19 protein-coding genes and 1 tRNA gene are annotated in these 16,843 nt (G+C 69.6%); 10 read left to right on the top strand and 10 right to left on the bottom strand.

The window, feature by feature from the left end; genetic code table 11:
- Window positions 1–29: 29 nt before the first annotated feature.
- Window positions 30–611, top strand: coding sequence for a hypothetical protein (locus IE290_RS24745; RefSeq protein WP_191247077.1), 582 nt, complete (start codon window positions 30–32; stop codon window positions 609–611).
- 589 nt (window positions 612–1,200) lie between these two features.
- Here IE290_RS24745 and IE290_RS24740 read toward each other — a convergent pair.
- The 7 genes from IE290_RS24740 to IE290_RS24710 all read right to left on the bottom strand — a co-directional run bounded on the left by IE290_RS24740 (window position 1,201) and on the right by IE290_RS24710 (window position 6,979).
- Window positions 1,201–1,428: a hypothetical protein gene (locus IE290_RS24740; RefSeq protein ID WP_191247076.1), complete on the bottom strand. Its 228-nt coding sequence runs from the start codon at window positions 1,426–1,428 to the stop codon at window positions 1,201–1,203.
- Window positions 1,429–1,688: 260 nt separating this feature from the next.
- On the bottom strand, window positions 1,689–3,467 hold the full coding sequence (locus tag IE290_RS24735) for a hypothetical protein (protein WP_191247075.1): 1,779 nt from the start codon (window positions 3,465–3,467) through the stop codon (window positions 1,689–1,691).
- A 16-nt stretch (window positions 3,468–3,483) separates the two neighbouring features.
- A complete protein-coding gene (locus IE290_RS24730; protein WP_191247074.1) occupies window positions 3,484–3,795 on the bottom strand; it encodes a hypothetical protein in 312 nt (103 codons plus the stop codon).
- Window positions 3,796–3,986: 191 nt separating this feature from the next.
- The gene (locus tag IE290_RS24725; protein WP_191247073.1) at window positions 3,987–4,280 is read right to left on the bottom strand and encodes a hypothetical protein; all 294 of its coding nucleotides are present in this window, start codon (window positions 4,278–4,280) and stop codon (window positions 3,987–3,989) included.
- A 390-nt stretch (window positions 4,281–4,670) separates the two neighbouring features.
- Window positions 4,671–4,946 carry a helix-turn-helix domain-containing protein gene (locus IE290_RS24720; RefSeq protein WP_191247072.1) on the bottom strand — a complete coding sequence of 92 codons (276 nt, stop codon included), beginning with the start codon at window positions 4,944–4,946 and terminating at the stop codon, window positions 4,671–4,673.
- Window positions 4,947–5,007: 61 nt separating this feature from the next.
- Window positions 5,008–5,934 carry a hypothetical protein gene (locus IE290_RS24715; protein WP_191247071.1) on the bottom strand — a complete coding sequence of 309 codons (927 nt, stop codon included), beginning with the start codon at window positions 5,932–5,934 and terminating at the stop codon, window positions 5,008–5,010.
- Window positions 5,935–6,616: 682 nt separating this feature from the next.
- Window positions 6,617–6,979 (bottom strand): winged helix-turn-helix transcriptional regulator, encoded by a 363-nt coding sequence (locus IE290_RS24710; RefSeq protein WP_191247070.1) that lies wholly within the window; start codon window positions 6,977–6,979, stop codon window positions 6,617–6,619.
- A 55-nt stretch (window positions 6,980–7,034) separates the two neighbouring features.
- Between IE290_RS24710 and IE290_RS24705 the strand changes: the two genes are divergently transcribed.
- The 3 genes from IE290_RS24705 (at window position 7,035) to IE290_RS24695 (ending at window position 10,364) form a co-directional block, all read left to right on the top strand.
- A complete protein-coding gene (locus IE290_RS24705; protein ID WP_229874691.1) occupies window positions 7,035–8,222 on the top strand; it encodes an MFS transporter in 1,188 nt (395 codons plus the stop codon).
- Between the two features lie 12 nt (window positions 8,223–8,234).
- Complete coding sequence (locus tag IE290_RS24700) at window positions 8,235–9,425, top strand: PP2C family protein-serine/threonine phosphatase (protein ID WP_191247069.1); 1,191 nt, start codon at window positions 8,235–8,237, stop codon at window positions 9,423–9,425.
- An 81-nt stretch (window positions 9,426–9,506) separates the two neighbouring features.
- The gene (locus tag IE290_RS24695; RefSeq protein WP_191247068.1) at window positions 9,507–10,364 is read left to right on the top strand and encodes a YceI family protein; all 858 of its coding nucleotides are present in this window, start codon (window positions 9,507–9,509) and stop codon (window positions 10,362–10,364) included.
- Here IE290_RS24695 and IE290_RS24690 read toward each other — a convergent pair.
- A complete protein-coding gene (locus IE290_RS24690) occupies window positions 10,361–11,329 on the bottom strand; it encodes a MerR family transcriptional regulator (protein WP_191247067.1) in 969 nt (322 codons plus the stop codon). The two genes, IE290_RS24695 and IE290_RS24690, sit on opposite strands and share 4 nt — an antisense overlap.
- Window positions 11,330–11,475: 146 nt before the next feature.
- On the bottom strand, window positions 11,476–11,709 hold the full coding sequence (gene mbp1, locus IE290_RS24685) for a microaggregate-binding protein 1 (RefSeq protein WP_020416244.1): 234 nt from the start codon (window positions 11,707–11,709) through the stop codon (window positions 11,476–11,478).
- A gap of 154 nt (window positions 11,710–11,863) precedes the next feature.
- Here mbp1 and IE290_RS24680 point away from each other — a divergent pair, with 154 nt between their 5' ends.
- The 6 genes from IE290_RS24680 (at window position 11,864) to IE290_RS24655 (ending at window position 16,145) form a co-directional block, all read left to right on the top strand.
- On the top strand, window positions 11,864–12,052 hold the full coding sequence (locus IE290_RS24680) for a DLW-39 family protein (RefSeq protein ID WP_094003354.1): 189 nt from the start codon (window positions 11,864–11,866) through the stop codon (window positions 12,050–12,052).
- 29 nt (window positions 12,053–12,081) lie between these two features.
- Window positions 12,082–12,154 (top strand) — tRNA-Ala (locus IE290_RS24675).
- 243 nt (window positions 12,155–12,397) lie between these two features.
- Window positions 12,398–13,384 carry a D-isomer specific 2-hydroxyacid dehydrogenase family protein gene (locus IE290_RS24670; RefSeq protein WP_191247066.1) on the top strand — a complete coding sequence of 329 codons (987 nt, stop codon included), beginning with the start codon at window positions 12,398–12,400 and terminating at the stop codon, window positions 13,382–13,384.
- Window positions 13,377–14,411, top strand: coding sequence for a D-alanine--(R)-lactate ligase (vanA, locus tag IE290_RS24665; RefSeq protein WP_191247065.1), 1,035 nt, complete (start codon window positions 13,377–13,379; stop codon window positions 14,409–14,411). Before IE290_RS24670 ends, vanA begins: the two co-directional genes overlap by 8 nt.
- Before the next feature lie 2 nt (window positions 14,412–14,413).
- On the top strand, window positions 14,414–15,022 hold the full coding sequence (vanX, locus tag IE290_RS24660) for a D-Ala-D-Ala dipeptidase VanX (protein WP_191247423.1): 609 nt from the start codon (window positions 14,414–14,416) through the stop codon (window positions 15,020–15,022).
- Window positions 15,000–16,145: a UDP-N-acetylglucosamine--N-acetylmuramyl-(pentapeptide) pyrophosphoryl-undecaprenol N-acetylglucosamine transferase gene (locus IE290_RS24655; RefSeq protein ID WP_308431381.1), complete on the top strand. Its 1,146-nt coding sequence runs from the start codon at window positions 15,000–15,002 to the stop codon at window positions 16,143–16,145. The genes vanX and IE290_RS24655 overlap by 23 nt, the downstream gene beginning before the upstream one ends.
- On the opposite strand, the gene vanR-Sc is transcribed toward IE290_RS24655, so the two are convergent.
- Entirely contained in the window at window positions 16,090–16,761 is a 672-nt protein-coding gene (vanR-Sc, locus tag IE290_RS24650) for a VanSc-type vancomycin resistance response regulator transcription factor VanR (protein ID WP_191247063.1), read from the bottom strand. The two genes, IE290_RS24655 and vanR-Sc, sit on opposite strands and share 56 nt — an antisense overlap.
- Window positions 16,762–16,843 lie beyond the last annotated feature (82 nt).

The following is a 16,843-nucleotide window of genomic DNA, read 5'->3' as shown; positions in this document are numbered from 1 at the left end:
ACCCGCTGACCATGAAAGGACGACCTCGAGTGGCTGACTTGACCGGTGAACAGATCGCGATCCGTGCCCAAGAGTTCAAACTCGCCTACCTGGCGCAGCAGCAGGCTCTAGTGGCGATGTTGCACCCGGGTCTTCCCCTTCTCCAGGTTATGCGTGCGGTAACTGGGACTCCCGCTGGCGAGGACCTGCCGTTGGAGGTGCGCGGGAGCCGTGACCCCGACACGGTGCTGTCCTTTTCTAGCTCGCGGATTATGGCCGCTGCGGCGACCCTGCGGGGCGAGATCATCGTCGACCTGACGGCGTCGGGAATGTTCGTGGCCGCTATCCAACTCGGAGACATGATCATTCAAGGTGGCCTCCGCAACCGCGACGTTCCCTTGCTGGAGTTCGCCCGGCATTTCCGCAACGCGTGTGCTCACGGCGACCGCTGGCACTTCGCCAGGGGCGAACCCAGGGCCCGGGCGGCCTGCCGAGAACTAGTCCTCACTCCAGACCTGCACGGCAAGAAGGCCACCTGGACCACGGTCGATCCCAGACTGTTCGTCGAGTTCCTCGACGACCTGAGCAACCACTTCGCGCCCGGCCTGGTCCCGCCTCCAGTCGAGGGCTGAATCGCCCGAACTCCTTCGAGTTGATCAACCAGTTCAGGGAGGCGACGCTCCGGTGCCTCGCTGCGCTCGATGAGCAGCGGGGTAGCTGAGGGTGTGACACCGGTACCTCATCGCTGTCACACCTGTCACTCTGTCACTCGACAGGCCCTGAGCTGCGGAAACAGGAGTGACAGGGGAGTGACAGTGGGGGTGTGACAGTAGTCCCCACACTAATTTCCTGTCACAGGGTCACTGAGGCTGGAACATAGGGGGTGCTGCCCCCAATGGTTCAGCCTCTTTCTCCTGGTCAGAGCGCTGCCGCAGGGTGACAAACTGAGTGACAACCGTCCCGTACACGGGCGGACGTCAGCCGACATGCGTGGACGCTTCTGACCTGCATGAATGCGATTCCGGGTGAGCTAGAAAAGTCTTGATCTTGGCCTGATAACGAAGAGGTCGGAGGTTCAAGTCCTCCTGGGCCCACCACCACCCCGGTAGCGCTGATCAGGCAAAACAGCGCCACCGGGGTTTTGTGGTTCTAGTGGGCGCGCGCCGGACTTGTGGCCAATGTCGTGGCCAAACAGCCCGCTTTGCGCCTCCGGAGCGGGGCTCACGCGGCTTCCAATGTGACCTCCATCGCATCCGTTCCGAAGCCCGGGCTGCCGCGGAACAGGTTGCTGATTTCCTGAGCTGCTGCCCGGTCGAGCGCTGGGATGTCAGCGGTGTAGAGGTCGTCGCGGCTCTCCAGCGGCGGAGCCGTCACGGCCGCAACGGGGTTCGTGGACACGTACTTCCATGTCACGGCGTCGGCGAACGCCGACCTGAGCATGATGTGCACTGAGTGCACGGTCTTCCTGCTCAAGTAGGCCGCATCGTGGGTTACGCCGACTTCCTGAGCCAGCGCTCGGACGCTCCCGCAGCTTGGCCTGTGCTTCGGCCATCTTCTCCCACGCCTCGTCCGCTGACTCGAACCCGCCTTTCCTGATCCGATTCCGCTTCGCGGCGGCGAGCGAGCAGGCCCCGTCTCCCGAACCAGGGAGGCGGGGCCTGTTGTCTGAGTGCCTGACTGAGCCGCTGGATTGAGGCCGGCCACAGGCTCTACGGGCAGCCGAACAGGATTCCCAGCAGCGTGCACGTCGGAGTGCTGGGTTGGGAGGTTGGCGGTGGTGCCTCCGTCGGCGGGCCGGGTGTGGCCGGGGGCGGAGGTGTGACGCCGTTGGTGGAGGTCGGCGCGGCCGGCCTGGGGCGAGGCCGCGTGGATGTCGGCTTCCGGTCTTCGGTGGCCACCGCGTCATCAGCGGACTCTTCGTGGCCGCCGGCCGTTCGTCCGCCCGTTCCGCTCGTCGGCGCGGCGGAGGTGGCCGGCGGGGGCGGTGCGGGCAGCGGCTCGGGGAGGACCGCCGCGGGGCGTGGCGCTGGTAGCGCGGCCGCCGCGGTGCGGCCGGGCTCCGGGACGCGGGCCGTGACCGCCCAGGCGGCGCCGACGAAGGTGAGACCCGCCAGGACGGCCAGACTCACCGCGGCCGCGTGGCGAACCCGTGGCGCCGGGTGGCGGAACCCCGCGATCAACGCCGCCACCGGAGTTCGCAGCGGGGCGGCCCGCCGCCACACCAGCCGGGCGAGGTGCCAGAGCATCGCTCCGATTCCGGCGACCGGCAGGAGCAGCAGCAGGATGCGCGCTGTGGCGGACAGCCCGTCCAGAACGGGGTGCATGCTGTCCGCGGCCGCGGCCAAGAGCCGGTCGATCTCCTGGACGTCGGCACGCAGGATGGTGGGCACCTGCCAGGCGAGATAGGCCAGTTCCGCGATCAGCACGGGCACGATCACCAGTACCCAGACGGTCACCACGATCTGCGGCCAGCGCTTGAGCTCGGTCAACCGCTCGTCGGCCGGACGGCGGAGCACGCGGTGAGCGAGGATCGGGCGGATGTACCGGAACAGGTCGGGGATGCCGACGGCGTCGGCGACGATGTAGTAGCCGTCGAACCGGAGTGTGGGCAGCAGTTGCTGCACGATCTCGAGGTTGACCGAGAGCACTGCGATGAGCAGCGGTGCCCACCCCGTTCCGGCGTAGAGGGCGACGAGGCCAACGACGAACAGTGCGTTGAAGTACACCCCACCGAGGTCGGTGCGCAGGCGCCCGGCCCGGCCGAGACGGTACGAGTCGGTGATGTCGGTGTAGAAGGCGGGCCAGACGAGGTAGATCCCGAAGCCCATGCCTCCGGGAACGGCGCCGGAGTACCGGCAGCCGGCCGCGTGACCGCATTCGTGGAACGCGGTGGAGGCCACCGCGATGGCCAGCACGGCCAGTACCCCGGCGGGGTCCACCAGGGTGTCCTGCATCGCCTGGGTGATGTTCTGGTTGGCGAACACCCACCACTGCGCGAATCCGGTGGCCGCCAGCACCACCGCGATCGCGAGCGGGTGGAACAACCACCCGAGCAGGCCGCCGACCACCCACGTCGCTGCGGGGCCCAGCAGCTGCAGCCGCGCCTTCAGCGCGAGGAACGGCGTGTGGACGGCCAGTTCCGGTGCGGTGCCGTCGGTGTAGGTCGTGAGCCCGAGCGGGGCCAGCTTGTGGTCCAGCAGGTAAGCGATGTGGCTCCGAGCGAGCGGCAGATCGCTCGCCGCCGCCGCGTCCCTGGCCACCACCGCGAGCAGGTCACCGCCCCGGGCCGGACCACCGCCGTGCTCGGACAGCAGTCGCACGACCAGGTAGAGCAGTTCCGGCAGCCGGACCAGCTGACCGTCGGCGCGTTGCACGAGCAGCGGCGCTTCCCGGTATCCCGAACCCCGGAACGCCCCGACGAGTTCGGTGCCTTCGACCAGTCCGGCGTCCCGGCTGACCGGCGACGGCGCTACCTGCGGTGAGCACATGGAACTCCCTGCTGGATCAGTGGCTGGTGACGGCTGCCGGCATGCAGGTGGTGGTCGTCGACGCGGGCCGGCCGACGCCCACGGCGCCCAGGACACCGCCGGTGCCGTCCGTGTGCGTGGTCTGGCAGGCGTAGTAGACCGTTCCGCCGTGCCCGTCGGAGACCACGTATCCCTGGGGGTCGGGCGCCGGGGCCGGGCCGGTGCCGCCGTCGGCGGCGGGAGACAGGACGTTCGGGGTGATCAGGGACAACGCCGCCCGTTCTGGCAGCAGGTCCCCCTCGAGCGCGTGCAGAAAACTGTGCAAAGTAGACGCATCGGTAGTGGCCACGGCATTCGCTTCCTGAACGAAATCGGACAGCGCCCGTGCCGGGCGCCGGGAACCAAGCAGCGGCCACCCGCCGTCGCGACGGTAGAGTTCGCGACCGGTGCGCCGGTTTCTCCGGGGTGCTACCGGAGCCGGTGGAGGGGCTGGACGCCGACCAGCCCCTCCCCGGCCGAGGTGAAGCTGAGCAGAACCGCTCAGTACGTGGCGGTCGAGGCCGGCACGCAGGTCAGGCTCTCACTCGGGTTGTTGGAGCCGAGGCCCAGCGAGCCCACCAGGCCCGGGGTGCCCTCCGCGTGCGTCGCCTGGCAGGCCGACGTGCTCACGGCACCGTGATTGCCACCGTCGTAGATCACGGTGTTGCCACCGGCGGCAGCTGCAGAGCTGCTGCTCGCGGAGCTGCCCCCGCTGAACGGAGTCGCCACGACGCCCAGGACGGCACGCTCGGGCAACACCTCGCCGGTCAGGTCCGCCAGGTTGAGGTCGTTCATGATGCTCCCTTTCTTTCGGTTGCACTTCCGCCATACCGATATCTCGCGAGAAATCTGCGGGATTCGGTGTGACAAATCAATTTCTAACATCCGCCCCCGGACGCGGCAAGGGGGCGGCGCGGCAACAGAAGGGCAGCTCGTCAAGCAATACGGATCTGAAGCGGCGTGTGGCCCGACTCACCGCTTTCGATCAGGTTATTCGCTGTTGGTCGTGGGTACCTGTTTCGGCCTCGTCAGCTGTTTCCGGCTATTCCGTGACGCTTCTTCACGCTTCCTGAAAAAGCAGTGAGACCGACCTTTCTCGGCTCCCGGCCAGCGGGCGGTTCGCCGCGTCCGCCAAATTTCCCAAAAAAGTTGGCTTCGCCCGAGTATTTTTCATCCTTCGTGAACTCACCGCGCCCTGCGATGCGGGTCGGGCACGCCTCGCGCCGCCGTGAGGCGCGGACGCGTGTTGCGGTCAGGCGCGAGGAGTTCCTCGACGCCGCAGTCGAGAACAGTGCACAGCACATCCAGCTCGGCCAGCTTGATGCTGGCCAGTTGCCCCGACCACCACTTCGACATCTTGCCCACCGAGACCGTGAGCCCGTGCTGCGCCAGCCGAGCGCGCAACTCGGTGGCGGTCCAGATGTCGCGGCGGGCGGCGGTCATCCTCAGGTTCCAGCGCATGCCGGTGGCCATCCCTTTCCAGTCGGAGGATGTTCAGCCATGGTTCCTGGCAACCGTTGCGTCAATCGGGGGAGAAGAGCGGCCGTTCCGGCCAAGCGCGCACGTGAGCCGCGCCTCTGCCGGTCAACCACGCGCGCGGAGCGAACGGCGACACCGCCCGCGGGCCGGGAGAAAGCGCCGCGGCGATCCCGGCGCCCCCACCTCCCGGTTGAGCGGACACTGGCGTGCCCTTGGCCGCGAGGAGCGGCGCCGGTCCCGGGCCGCGCGGAGAGTCCGCCGCTGGGGGGCTGCCACCGATCGCGTGGGCGCCGGCCGCGCTCGCACGTCCGCCGGCATCACGGAGGTGGCTCGGCAACGAGGGGCGGCCGGGCGGCGGACCGAGCCGTACCGCCCCTGCCCGCGCGGTGGTTCCAGCGGCCAGGCCCGCCCTGTCCGCCGGTGCTGCTCTCGCCGGGGCGGGTGCCGCGGTGACCGGCCGGAGCAGGCCACGGACCACCGCCGAGGCGGGCCGCGCCGTGGCGCGCGCGTCGACCTGCAGGCCGAGGGCGGGATCGACTGCGGCGGCCGTCACCTCGCCAGCGTTCTGGAGGGCACCCCGCGCGGCTTCCGTCACGGTGACGGCTGTCGGCAGCGGGTGGACAGGCGGCTCGAGGCTCTCGTCAGGGGGAGAGGTGCGGGGCGTGCGCGCGACGAGGGATTCGAGCCCGGGGGTCAGGTGCCGAGCGGACCCGGTCAGCGCCGGCACGTCGAGGGTCGGTCGGCCGGTATCGGGGACGTTCCCGTCGGGAGCCGCGTCATCCCCTCGATCGGCCGAGAGGACGCGCACCGGATGCGTGGCCCCGGCCGCGTCCGCCTGTGCACTCGCGACGATCCAGGCACCGGCCAGCAGGCCGACCAGTACGAACAGCCGAAGCAGCCACCGGGTGCACGTCGAGGCCGCGTCGCCGGCGCCCGGCTGCGGGTTGCTCGCCGCCGATACCTCCTCCACGCTGCGCCCCCTACGCGGTCGACCCGATCGCGGGTACCGGCCCGCAGGTGATACGGGCCACAGTCAGTAGCGCTGCGGCACGTGTGTAGAACGCCGCGGATCGAGTTGCAATGTCACTCCTTCGGTACCGCAATGTATCTTTTGGGTGACCAACGCGCTCGCCTTCGTGCTACGACGCCGCGCGGGTCGATTCCCCGGCAGTTGGTGCGCCCGCCACCGTGCACGACGCCTCGTCGAACTCGCTGAACTGCGTCATTGCGCATCGCTCGCAGCTCACCGGTTGGCGCGAGGCTGGCAGCAAAAATCCCCCAGGTGAGGGGGCCGCAGTTCGCGCACCGGCGACTGAACCTCGCTCGAAGGCCCAGCGAGACGCACGCTGCGAGCATGATCGGTTGCTCCGTTCGGTCCCGTGCGACCGGGACCGGGTGTGTGAGGCTCTTGTCCATGCCGACCGAGCCACCTCACCCGGCTTCGCGCGGGCGCTCCTGGTCGCGGCGATCCTCACGACCGCGTTGTTCGTGTGCGAGGTGACGTTGTGGGTGCTGTGGTTTGACGACTTGGCGCCCTGGTGGCAAGGGGTGATCAAGCGCTAGCCACGTCTGCCGCTCGGGCGCTTCGGCCTGAGCGCGGAACGACGCGACGGCCATCATCGACTACCTTCGCAGCGACCAGGTCGCGGCCGTCACCCTCGTGCGTCCGCGCGGGCGCGGGCTCGTTCGATGTCCGGGACGTGTCGCTCGGCCCATTCGCGGACCGCTCGGAGCGGGATCAGCAGTGACTGGCCGAGGTCGGTGAGCGCGTACTCGACGTGCGGCGGGTTCGCCGGGATCTCCGTGCGCGAGATCAGCCCGTCGTACTCCATCGCGCGCAGCGTCTCCGTCAGGGCCTTCGGTGTGATGCCCCGGATGTGCGCCTTCAGCTCCGTGAACCGCATCGGGCCGCGGTCCAGCGCGTTGACCACGAACACCGTCCAGCGCGCCCCGATCCGGTGCAGCACGGTGCGGCTGGGACAGGTCGCGGCCATCACGTTGTACGCCTTGCCCATGGCGGCCTCCCGGTAGCGTTGTGGATACCGGTATAGAATCTATACCGTCCGGGCGGTGTCCATTCGCTTCGTCGCGGCGATCGTCATCGATTCGATCGGCACCGGCGTCTTCATCCCCGTTTCGATGCTGTACTTCCTGGCCACGACCTCACTGACGCTGGTCCAGGTGGGCGCGGCGCTGACGACGGCCGGGCTGCTGGCGCTCCCGGCGGGTCCGCTGGTCGGCGGGCTGGTCGACCGGTACGGCGCCAAACCGGTGCTGCAGGCGGCGAACCTGGCCCAAGCGGTCGGCTTCGCCGGGTACCTCGTCGTGGACCAGACCTGGCAGATCGCCCTGTGCGCCTGGCTGAACAGCGCCGGCCGGGCGGTGTTCTTCGGCTGCTACGGCGTGACCGTCACGGCGCTGGCCGCGCCCGGCCAACGCGAGCGCTGGTTCGGCCTGCTCGGTTCGGTGCGCAACCTCGGCTACGCACTCGGCGGGCTGCTCTCCGCCGTCGCGGTCGGTTTCGGCACTCGTGGCGTCTACGCCGCGATCGTGGTCGTCAACGCCTTGTCCTACGCCACCGCGTTCGTGCTGATGCGCGCCGTGCCGAACGTCCGCCCGGAGGCGGGCCGGCACACCGCCGGAGGCTGGCGGCGCGTGCTGCGGGACCGGCGGTTCCGGCCCCTCGTGGCGCACCAACTGTGCTTCGCGATCTCCTTGTTCGCCCTCAACATCGCGATCCCGGTCTACGCGGTGGACGTGCTGGGACTGCCTGGCTGGACGGCCGGCGCGGTGTTCACGCTCAACACCCTGATGGTCGGCTTCGGCCAGGGCGTCGTCATCCGGTGGCTCAGGGGCCGGATCCGCAGCCGCGTCCTCGTCGCCGGACACGCCTGCTTCGCGGCCGGCTACCTCCTGTTCCTCGCCGCCGACCGCATGACGGCGCTCACCCTCGCGGTCGTTGTCGTGTTGCTCGGCGCGGGCAGCTACACCTTCGGCGAAATCCTCGGCGGCCCCATCACGTCGACCGTCGCCGCGGAGAGCGCCCCGGACGCCCTCCGCGGCCGGTACCTGTCCCTCAACCAGCTCGCCGTGACCGTCGCCGGCGCGGTCGCCCCGGCCGCGCTCTCCGGGTTGCTGTCCGCCGGGGCGGCCGCGATCTGGCTGACCCTGGCCGGCGTCAGCGCCCTCGGAGCCACACTCGCCATTACGATCGGCAGGGTGGTGCCGGCGGCGCAGGGCCGCATCGGCGGTGTCTGAGGGGAGTCCGGGATGTCCGCTCAACCGTCCGGTCTCGCCGCGGTGCTCACCGCCGCCGAGCGCGCGGCGCCGGTGCAGTCGGTCGACGTGGTCGCCGGGTACCTGGAGGAGCATTTCGCCGCGTCCGACGTCTCCTTCCTGCTGGTCGACCTCGTGGGCCGCGAGCTCGTCCGGTTCACCGCGCGCGGGAAGTCGCTGCGTGGCAAGGACGCCGAGCGCCTCAGCCTGGCGGGCAGCGTCTACGAGCAGGTCCTGTACAGCCAGGAGCCCTACCGCGAGCGCCGCGACCAGTGGCACGTTGTCGTTCCGGTCACCAACCGCGGCGACACCGTCGGCCTCCTCGAGATGACCGTTCCGGAGCTCGACGACACGGCCCTGGAGCAGATCTGCGAGGTGGCGCTCGCGCTCGCCTACCTCATCGTCACCGACCGCCGCTTCACCGACCTCTACCAGTGGGGCGAGCGCACCACGCGGGTCAGCCTCGCGGCCGAGATCCAGCACCAGCTGCTGCCGACGGCGTCCTGCTGCGAGGCGGCCCAGTTCACGGTCGCCTGCGCGCTGGTGCCCGCCGACGACGTGGGCGGTGACACCTACGACTACGCCCTCGGCCACGACACCCTGAACCTGTCCATCACCGACGCGGTCGGCCACGACGTCCAGTCCGGCCTGGTGGCCACCCTGCTGCTGGCTGCCCTGCGCGGCGCCCGCCGGGCGAACCGGCCCCTCGCCGACCAGGCCGCGGCGGCGGACCAGGCCGTGCGCGAGCACGCGAAGACGCCGTACGCGACCGGGCAGCTGTTCCGGATCGCCCTGGCCGACGGGCGTGCCGACGTGGTCAACGCGGGGCACCCGCTGCCGCTGCTCCTGCGCGACGGCGCCGTACGGGAGTTGCCGTTGCACCGGGACATCCCGTTCGGCACGGGGCTGCAGGAGAAGCCGCACGAGGTGCAGACGGTGCACCTGCGGCCGGGAGACCGGCTGTTCCTGCTGACCGACGGGATGCTGGAACGGGAGGCGGCGTCGGTGGACGTGCGCCTTCTGGTGCGGGAGACCGCCGCGCTGCATCCGCGCGAGGTGGTGCAGACGCTGACCTCGGCCGTCGTCGACGCCGCCGGCGGGCACCCGAAGGACGACGCTTGCGTGATCTGCCTGGACTGGCACGGCACCCCCGCCAAGGGTGATTCGGACACATCGGTGCGGTGACTCTGGTAACGACGGGGTCACGAAACGGGAATCCGCTGGTTAGGGTCCCCCACGGACCACCGACCGATGGGAGCGTTTCCGATGTTCAGCCGCCTGCGTCGCCGTGACGGCCGACAGGGGGAGCCGGTCACCTTCGCGGCCGGGGCCGGCCTGGTGAGCGCGCGGCTGCGCGACGAGGCGGGCAACCCGCTGGCCGGTGCCGAGATGACCCTCCGACACAAACGCGGCCCGCGCGTGTTCCGCGCCGTCTCCGACGACTACGGGCTGGCGGTGGTCACCGCGGCCACCGGCACCTACCAGGTCACGATCGGCGCGGGCGGGTACCGCGAGGTCACCCACACCGTCGATGTCGCCAGCGGCGACCACACCTCGCTCGGTGACGTGGAGCTGTACCCGGACGCGAGCGTCCGCCTGCCGGGGCCGGGCCGCTGGGTGATCGACCCGGACCACACGTCGATCCGGTTCGTCGCGCGGCACATCGGCCTGTCCCGCGTGCACGGCCGCTTCACGCGCTTCCACGGCAGCATCAACGTCGGGGAGCGGATCGAGAACTCCTCGATCGAGGTCGTCATCGACGCGGCCAGCATCGACACCGCGGCCGAGAAGCGGGACGAGCACCTGCGCTCGCCCGACTTCCTCGACGTCGAACGCTTCCCGAAGATCCACTTCTTCAGCGACCGGGCCCAGCGCGTGGCAGGTGACCGCTGGCACATCGACGGCACGCTCAACCTGCGCGGCGCGAGCCGGGGCGTGCGCCTGGACGCGAGCTACCTCGGCCTGCGCTCGTGGAACGGCGACCGGCTCGGCGCGATCGCGAAGACCGAGCTGCACCGCGAGGACTTCACGATCAACTGGCAGCAGACGCTGGCGAAGGGCCTGGTCGTGGTCGGCTCGACGATCGAACTCCGCCTCGACGTGCAGGCCGTGCGGGGCGTCTAGGCCGCCACGTCGGCGACCACGCAGGCGATGTTGTCCGGTCCGCCGCGCCGGTTGGCGAGGTCGACCAGCGTGCCAACGGCGTCGCCCGGGGTGGTGGCGGCCCGCAGTTCCCCGCTCAGGGTGTCGGCGGGCACCGCGGCGTAGAGGCCGTCGGAACACAACAGGTACCGGTCGCCGTCCCGGGCGTCGTGCAGCAGCAGGTCCGGCTCGGCCGGCTGCCGGTGCAGAGCCCGGGCCAGCGTCGCCGGAACCGCGGTGCCGTGCACGTGGTCCCGCGTCAGCTGGAACAGCTCGCCCTCGCGCAGCAGGTACGCCCGCGAATCGCCGACGTGCAGGACGTCGAGCCGCGAACCGGACCAGAGCAGCGCGGTCAGCGTGGTGCCGGCGTCCTCGAGGTGCCGGATGGCCGAGCCGGCCACGCGGAAGGCTTCGCCGAGGGCGTCGAGCGGATCACCGCTGGTCAGCGCGTCCAACGGCTTGACCGCCTCGATCGCGGCGACGCTCGCCTGGTGACCGCCGGGCCCGAAGCCGTCGGCGACGGCCAGCAGGTGCGACCCGGCGTAGGCCGCGTCCTGGTTCGTTTCGCGCACCAGACCGCGGTCGGCGCGCACAGCGTGGACGAGTCCCGGCATCGCAGTGTCCTTTCCGGACAGTTGCTCGACGAGGAAGGCGACGAGCCGCCCGCGTGCCGCGACGTCGGCTTCGACTTCGCGCCAGTAGGCGAGGACCTCGGCGGCCGGGTCGGGCCCGGACAGCGCCAGGGAGACCCGCGCCAGCGGCATCCCGGTCCGGCGCAGCAGGCCGATCAGCCGGGCCCGCTCCAGCTGATCCGGCGCGTACCGCCGATACCCGGACACCGGATCGACCGACGCGGGCGGGAGCAGGCCCAGTTCGTCGTAGAGGCGCAGCGCCTTCGGGGACAGTCCCGCCGCGCGGGCGAACGCCCCGATCGTGAGCAGCCCCATGTCACCCTCCTCGTACCAGGCATGTTGCCCGGCGGAAGCGACTGTGGGGGTTGCCCCAGGGGCAAGGTCAAGCTTTGTTCCACGTGGAACGGCCAGGACAGACGGGGAACGCTGCCGCGTCTGACCTGGCCGTGTCTGGGGTGGGGTTACTGCTCGCTGCGCTGCCGCGCCTCACCGAGGGCCGCTTCCTCCCGCGCCCGGTCGGCTTCGGCTTCCTTCTCGCTGACCCGCTGCTGCGCGTCCGCCTTCTCCTGCTGCGCGCGGCCTTCCCGCTGGGCGGAGTCGTTGCCGAGGAAGGTGCCTGCCGTCTCCTTGACCTTGCCCTTCAGGCCCTCGACCGCGCCCTTGATGCCTTCCTGGCGGTCTTCTTTGTCGGTCATTTCCTGCCCCTCCTTCGTCTTCGTCACAATCCGGCTACCCGGGCGGTCCGGTCGCTAACCACTCGGCCGGGCGCCGCCCGCACCGCGCGAACCTCCCCCTGGCGGGTGCAGTAGCATCGGGAGGTCAGCTGGACCGTCGAAGAGGGGCCGGAACGTGAAGAAGCTGCTGGCGCTCGCAGTCGTCGCGGGTGGGGTGCTGTTCGTGATCAAGCGCAACAAGGACGCGAAGGCTGAGGCCGACCTGTGGCGCGAGGCCACCGCTCCGACCGAGCGTCCGCTGGCCGCGGTCTCGACGAACGGCAGCGCCCCGGCGAAGACCGCCGAGGCGGGCACGAACAACTGAACTTCCCGCGGGCTTGGGGGCCCGCGTCCGGGGCTGTAGCTCAATTGGTAGAGCGCTGCTTTTGCAAGGCAGAGGTCAGGGGTTCGATTCCCCTCAGCTCCACGCATGGCAGGCTCGTGCTCGCGGAGAGCACGAGCCTTTCGCGTTCCGCGTGTTCTGTGGGGGCCAAGCCCCCACTCTCCAGCCGGGGGCAAGCCCCCGGACCCCGGTCGGTGGTCGCCTTGTTCGAGCAAGGTCCCCCGGCCTCCACTCGATCTTGATGCCCGCCTTCCGCCGGTGACATATCGTCGGCGTATCGAAAACCGCATACGTGCCGGCAACATCGCCCTGTCTTGACTGGCAGGCATGACATCCGCATCGGCCGTCCCCGCGATGGGAATCACGATTTACGGGTGCGGCCAGGACGAGGCCGTCTTGTTCCGCGAGATGGCGCCTCGCTTCGGTGTGGTGCCGACCATCACCGGCGCGGCGGTATCCGAAGCCAACGCGGAACTGGCATCGGGAAACCGGTGCGTCAGCGTCGGTCACAAAACCCGGCTCACCGATTCCACCCTTCGCGCGCTCAGAGAAGTCGGCGTGCGGTACATCTCCACGAGAAGCGTCGGGTTCGACCACATCGACGTGAAATACGCGGCGAGCGTCGGCATCCTCGTGGAGAACGTCGGCTACTCGCCCGACAGCGTGGCCGACTACACGCTGATGCTGATGCTGATGGCGGTGCGAAACGCCAAATCCCTCATCCGCCGTACGGATGTGCATGACTACCGGCTGGACGAGGTTCGCGGGAAAGAGCTGCGCGATCTGACCGTCGGGGTGGTCGGCACGGGGCGCATCGGCGCCGCGGTCATGGCCCGGCTGCGCGGTTTTGGCTGCCACCTCTTGTGCCACGACATCCGTCCGCAGTCCGCTCCCGGTCACGTGCCGCTCGACGAGTTGGTGCAGCGCAGCGACATCGTCACCCTGCACACCCCGCTCACCGCGGATACGCACCACCTGCTCGACCGCCGGCGCATCGAGCGGATGAAGCGCGGAGCGTTCGTCATCAACACCGGACGCGGCCCACTCGTCGACACCGAGGCCCTTGTCGCGGCGTTGGAAAGCGGCAGGTTGGGCGGGGCCGCGTTGGACGTGCTCGAAGGGGAGGAAGGAATCTTCTACGTCGACCGACGGCACGAGCCCATCGAACACAAACTGCTCCTGCGGTTGCAAGAACTGCCGAACGTCCTGGTCAGTCCGCACACCGCGTATTACACGGATCACGCCCTGAGCGACACCGTGGAAAACTCCCTCACCAACTGCCGGAAATTCGAAAGCGGGAACCAGCGTGGATAGGTTGAAGATCGGAATCATTTTCGGCGGCGTGTCCGAAGAGCATCCCGTCTCGGTGAAATCCGCGCAGGAGATCGCGAAGAACCTCGATACCGGGAAGTACGAGCCGTTCTACATCGGGATCACCGAGAGCGGTGCCTGGCAGCTGTGCGACGGTCCCGGCCCGAACTGGGAAGACGGCGATCGCCGACCGGTCGTGCTGTCGCCGGACCGGAGCGTCCGCGGATTGCTCGTGCTGGAGCAGGGGCGGTACCGAACGATCAGTTTGGACGTCGTGTTGCCCGTGCTGCACGGCAAACTCGGCGAGGACGGTGCGATCCAGGGTCTGCTGGAGCTCGCCGGCATCCCGTACGTGGGCTGCGATGTGCAAAGTTCCGCTCTGTGCATGGACAAATCCCTTACCTACACCATCGTGCGCAGCGCCGGGATCGCCACGCCGAACTTCCGGACCCTCACGGCGGACGAGCAGATCGACGTCGACGGGCTCACCTATCCCGTCTTCGTGAAGCCGGCCCGTTCCGGGTCGTCGTTCGGCGTCAGCAAGGTGTCTGGCGAAGAAGAACTGCCGAGCGCGGTGGAAACCGCACGGAAGTACGACTCGAAGGTGTTGATCGAGGAGGCGGTCGCCGGCAGTGAAATCGGATGCGCCGTCCTGGGCAACGATCTGGATCTGTTCGCCGCCGAGGTGGACCGGGTCGCGTTGTCCCACGGCTTCTTCCGAATCCATCAGGAAGAAAGCCCGGAAACCGGATCCGAAAACTCGACGTTCATCGTCCCCGCGGACATTCCGGCCGAGTCGCGCTCGCTGGTCCAGGAAACGGCGAAGGACATCTATCGCGCCTTGGGATGCCGGGGACTCGCGCGGGTCGACATGTTCCTCACGGACGACGGCGGCGTGGTGCTCAACGAGGTCAACACGTTTCCCGGGATGACCTCCTACAGCCGTTACCCGAGGATGATGGCGGCCGCCGGAGTGCCGCCGGCCGAAGTGATCGACCGGATGGTCTCCTTGGCGTTGACGGGGAAATGACGATGCACCAGGACTTTGTCTTCGTGGACGAGGTGGTGCCCGGAATCCGGTGGGACGCCAAGTACGCCACCTGGGACAACTTCACCGGCAAACCGGTGGACGGATATCTGGTGAACCGGATCGTCGGTACACGGGCGTTGTGCGCGGCCCTGGACGAAGCGCGGGAAAAGGCCGAATCCCTCGGCTTCGGCTTGCTGCTGTGGGACGGTTATCGTCCGCAACGCGCCGTGGACTGCTTCCTGCGCTGGTCGACGCAGCCGGAGGACGGCCGCACGAAGTCACGGCACTATCCGAACATCGACCGGTCCGAGATGTTCGAGAAGGGCTATGTGGCCGCCAAGTCGGGCCACAGCCGGGGCAGCACCGTCGACGTGACGCTCTACTACTTGGCCACCGGCGAACTCGCTCCGATGGGTGGTGGCCACGATCTGATGGATCCCGTCTCACACCACGGAGCAACGGGAATCACGCCGGTCGAGGCGAGGAACCGCGAAAACCTGTGTGCCGTCATGGAGGCCTGCGGGTTCAACCGGTACGACCGCGAGTGGTGGCATTACACGCTGAACGACGAACCTCATCCGGACACCTATTTTGACTTCCCCATCGCCTAGGCGACCGCGCGTCGTCGTCGCCGGCGGCCATTCGGCCGGGCACATCGAGCCCGCGATGAACTTCGCCGACGCGCTGCGCCGGCTGGAGCCCACGGCCGAGATCACCGCCCTCGGCACCGTCCGCGGACTGGACACCACGCTCGTCCCGGCCCGCGGCTACCCGCTCGAACTCATCCCGCCGGTGCCGCTGCCGCGTGACCTGAACCGGGCCCTGCTGCGGACACCGGGCAAGCTGCGCGCGTCGGTGCGGGCGGCCGGGGCGGTGCTCGACCGCGTGCGAGCCGAGGTCGTGGTGGGCTTCGGCGGCTACGTCGCCATGCCGGCCTACCTCGCCGCCCGCGGGCGGGGCCTGCCGATCGTCGTGCACGAGGCGAACGCCCGGCCCGGCGTGGCGAACCGGCTGGCGGCCCGGATCACGAGGCACGTGTTCACCGCATCGCCGAGGGTCCGGCTACCGCACGCCACCGCCATCGGGATCCCGTTGCGGCCGGCGATCACCGGACTCGACCGGGCCGCGCTGCGCGACGCGGCCCGGCGGCGGTTCGGCCTGCGATCCGACGCCCCCGTGCTGATGGTGACCGGCGGTTCGCAGGGCGCCCGCACGATCAACGCCGCGGTGTCCGGCGCGGCCGCGTCGTTGCGGGCGGCCGGTGTGCAGGTGTTGCACATCACCGGGCCTCGGCACGCGGTCGAGGTGCCGGACGGTGACCCGCCCTACGTCGCCGTCCCCTACGTCCACGAGATGCAGTACGCCTACGCCGCGGCCGACTTCGTGATCTGCCGCTCGGGTGCGATGACGTGCGCCGAACTGGCCGCTGTCGGCCTGCCGGCGGCGTACGTCCCGCTCCCGTTGCGTGGCGGCGAGCAGCGGCTGAACGCCGAGCCGGTCGTCGCGGCAGGCGGGGCGCTGCTCGTCGACGACGCCGACCTCGACCCGGCCTGGATCGTGCGCACCCTGATCCCGGTGCTCACCGATTCCGACCGGATCGCGGCGATGTCGGCTCACGCTTCGGCGGCCGGCGCCCCGGACGCGGGCGACGTCCTGGCCCGGCACGTGCTCACCGCGGTCACGGAGCAGCGGCGGTGTCGATGCGGTAGCCGACGCCGGGCACGGTGGCGATGATCCACGGCTCGCCGAGGCGTTTGCGCAGTGCCGAAACCGTGATCCGCACGGCGTTGGTGAACGGGTCGGCGTTCTCGTCCCAGGCCCGCTCCAAGAGCTCTTCGGCGCTGACCACCCCGCCCTCGGCCGCGACGAGGACTTCGAGCACCGCGAACTGCTTCCGGGTGAGCGCGACGTAGCGGCCCTCGCGGAAGACCTCCCGTCGGAACGGGTCCAGCCGCAGGCCTGCGATCTCCCGCACGGGCGGCCGGTGGTGCGCGCGTCTGCGGTCCAGTGCCCGCAGCCGCAGGACGAGCTCGCGCAGCTCGAAGGGCTTGGTGAGGTAGTCGTCGGCGCCCAGCTCGAACCCGGAGGCCTTGTCGTCGATCCGGTCGGCGGCGGTGAGCATGAGGATCGGCATGCCGCTGCCGGAGGCGACGATGCGTTTGGCGATCTCGTCGCCGGAGGGGCCGGGGATGTCGCGGTCGAGCACGGCGATGTCGTAGGAGTTGATGCTCAGCAGCTCCAGAGCGGTGTCACCGTCACCGGCGATGTCGGCGGCGATCGCTTCCAGACGCAAGCCGTCACGGATGGCCTCGGCCAGGTAGGGCTCGTCCTCGACGATCAGCACACGCACACTGGGGAATCCTAGGAGCCGGAGCATATCCGCGGCATATCGAAAACCGGATACGCGCCGGCAACAGCGCCTCGCCTTGACT

Origin of the sequence: Amycolatopsis deserti (assembly GCF_014653945.1) — a bacterium.
In the GTDB taxonomy this organism is placed as follows: domain Bacteria; phylum Actinomycetota; class Actinomycetes; order Mycobacteriales; family Pseudonocardiaceae; genus Amycolatopsis_E; species Amycolatopsis_E deserti.
This window is presented reverse-complemented; position numbering and strand designations above follow the sequence as displayed.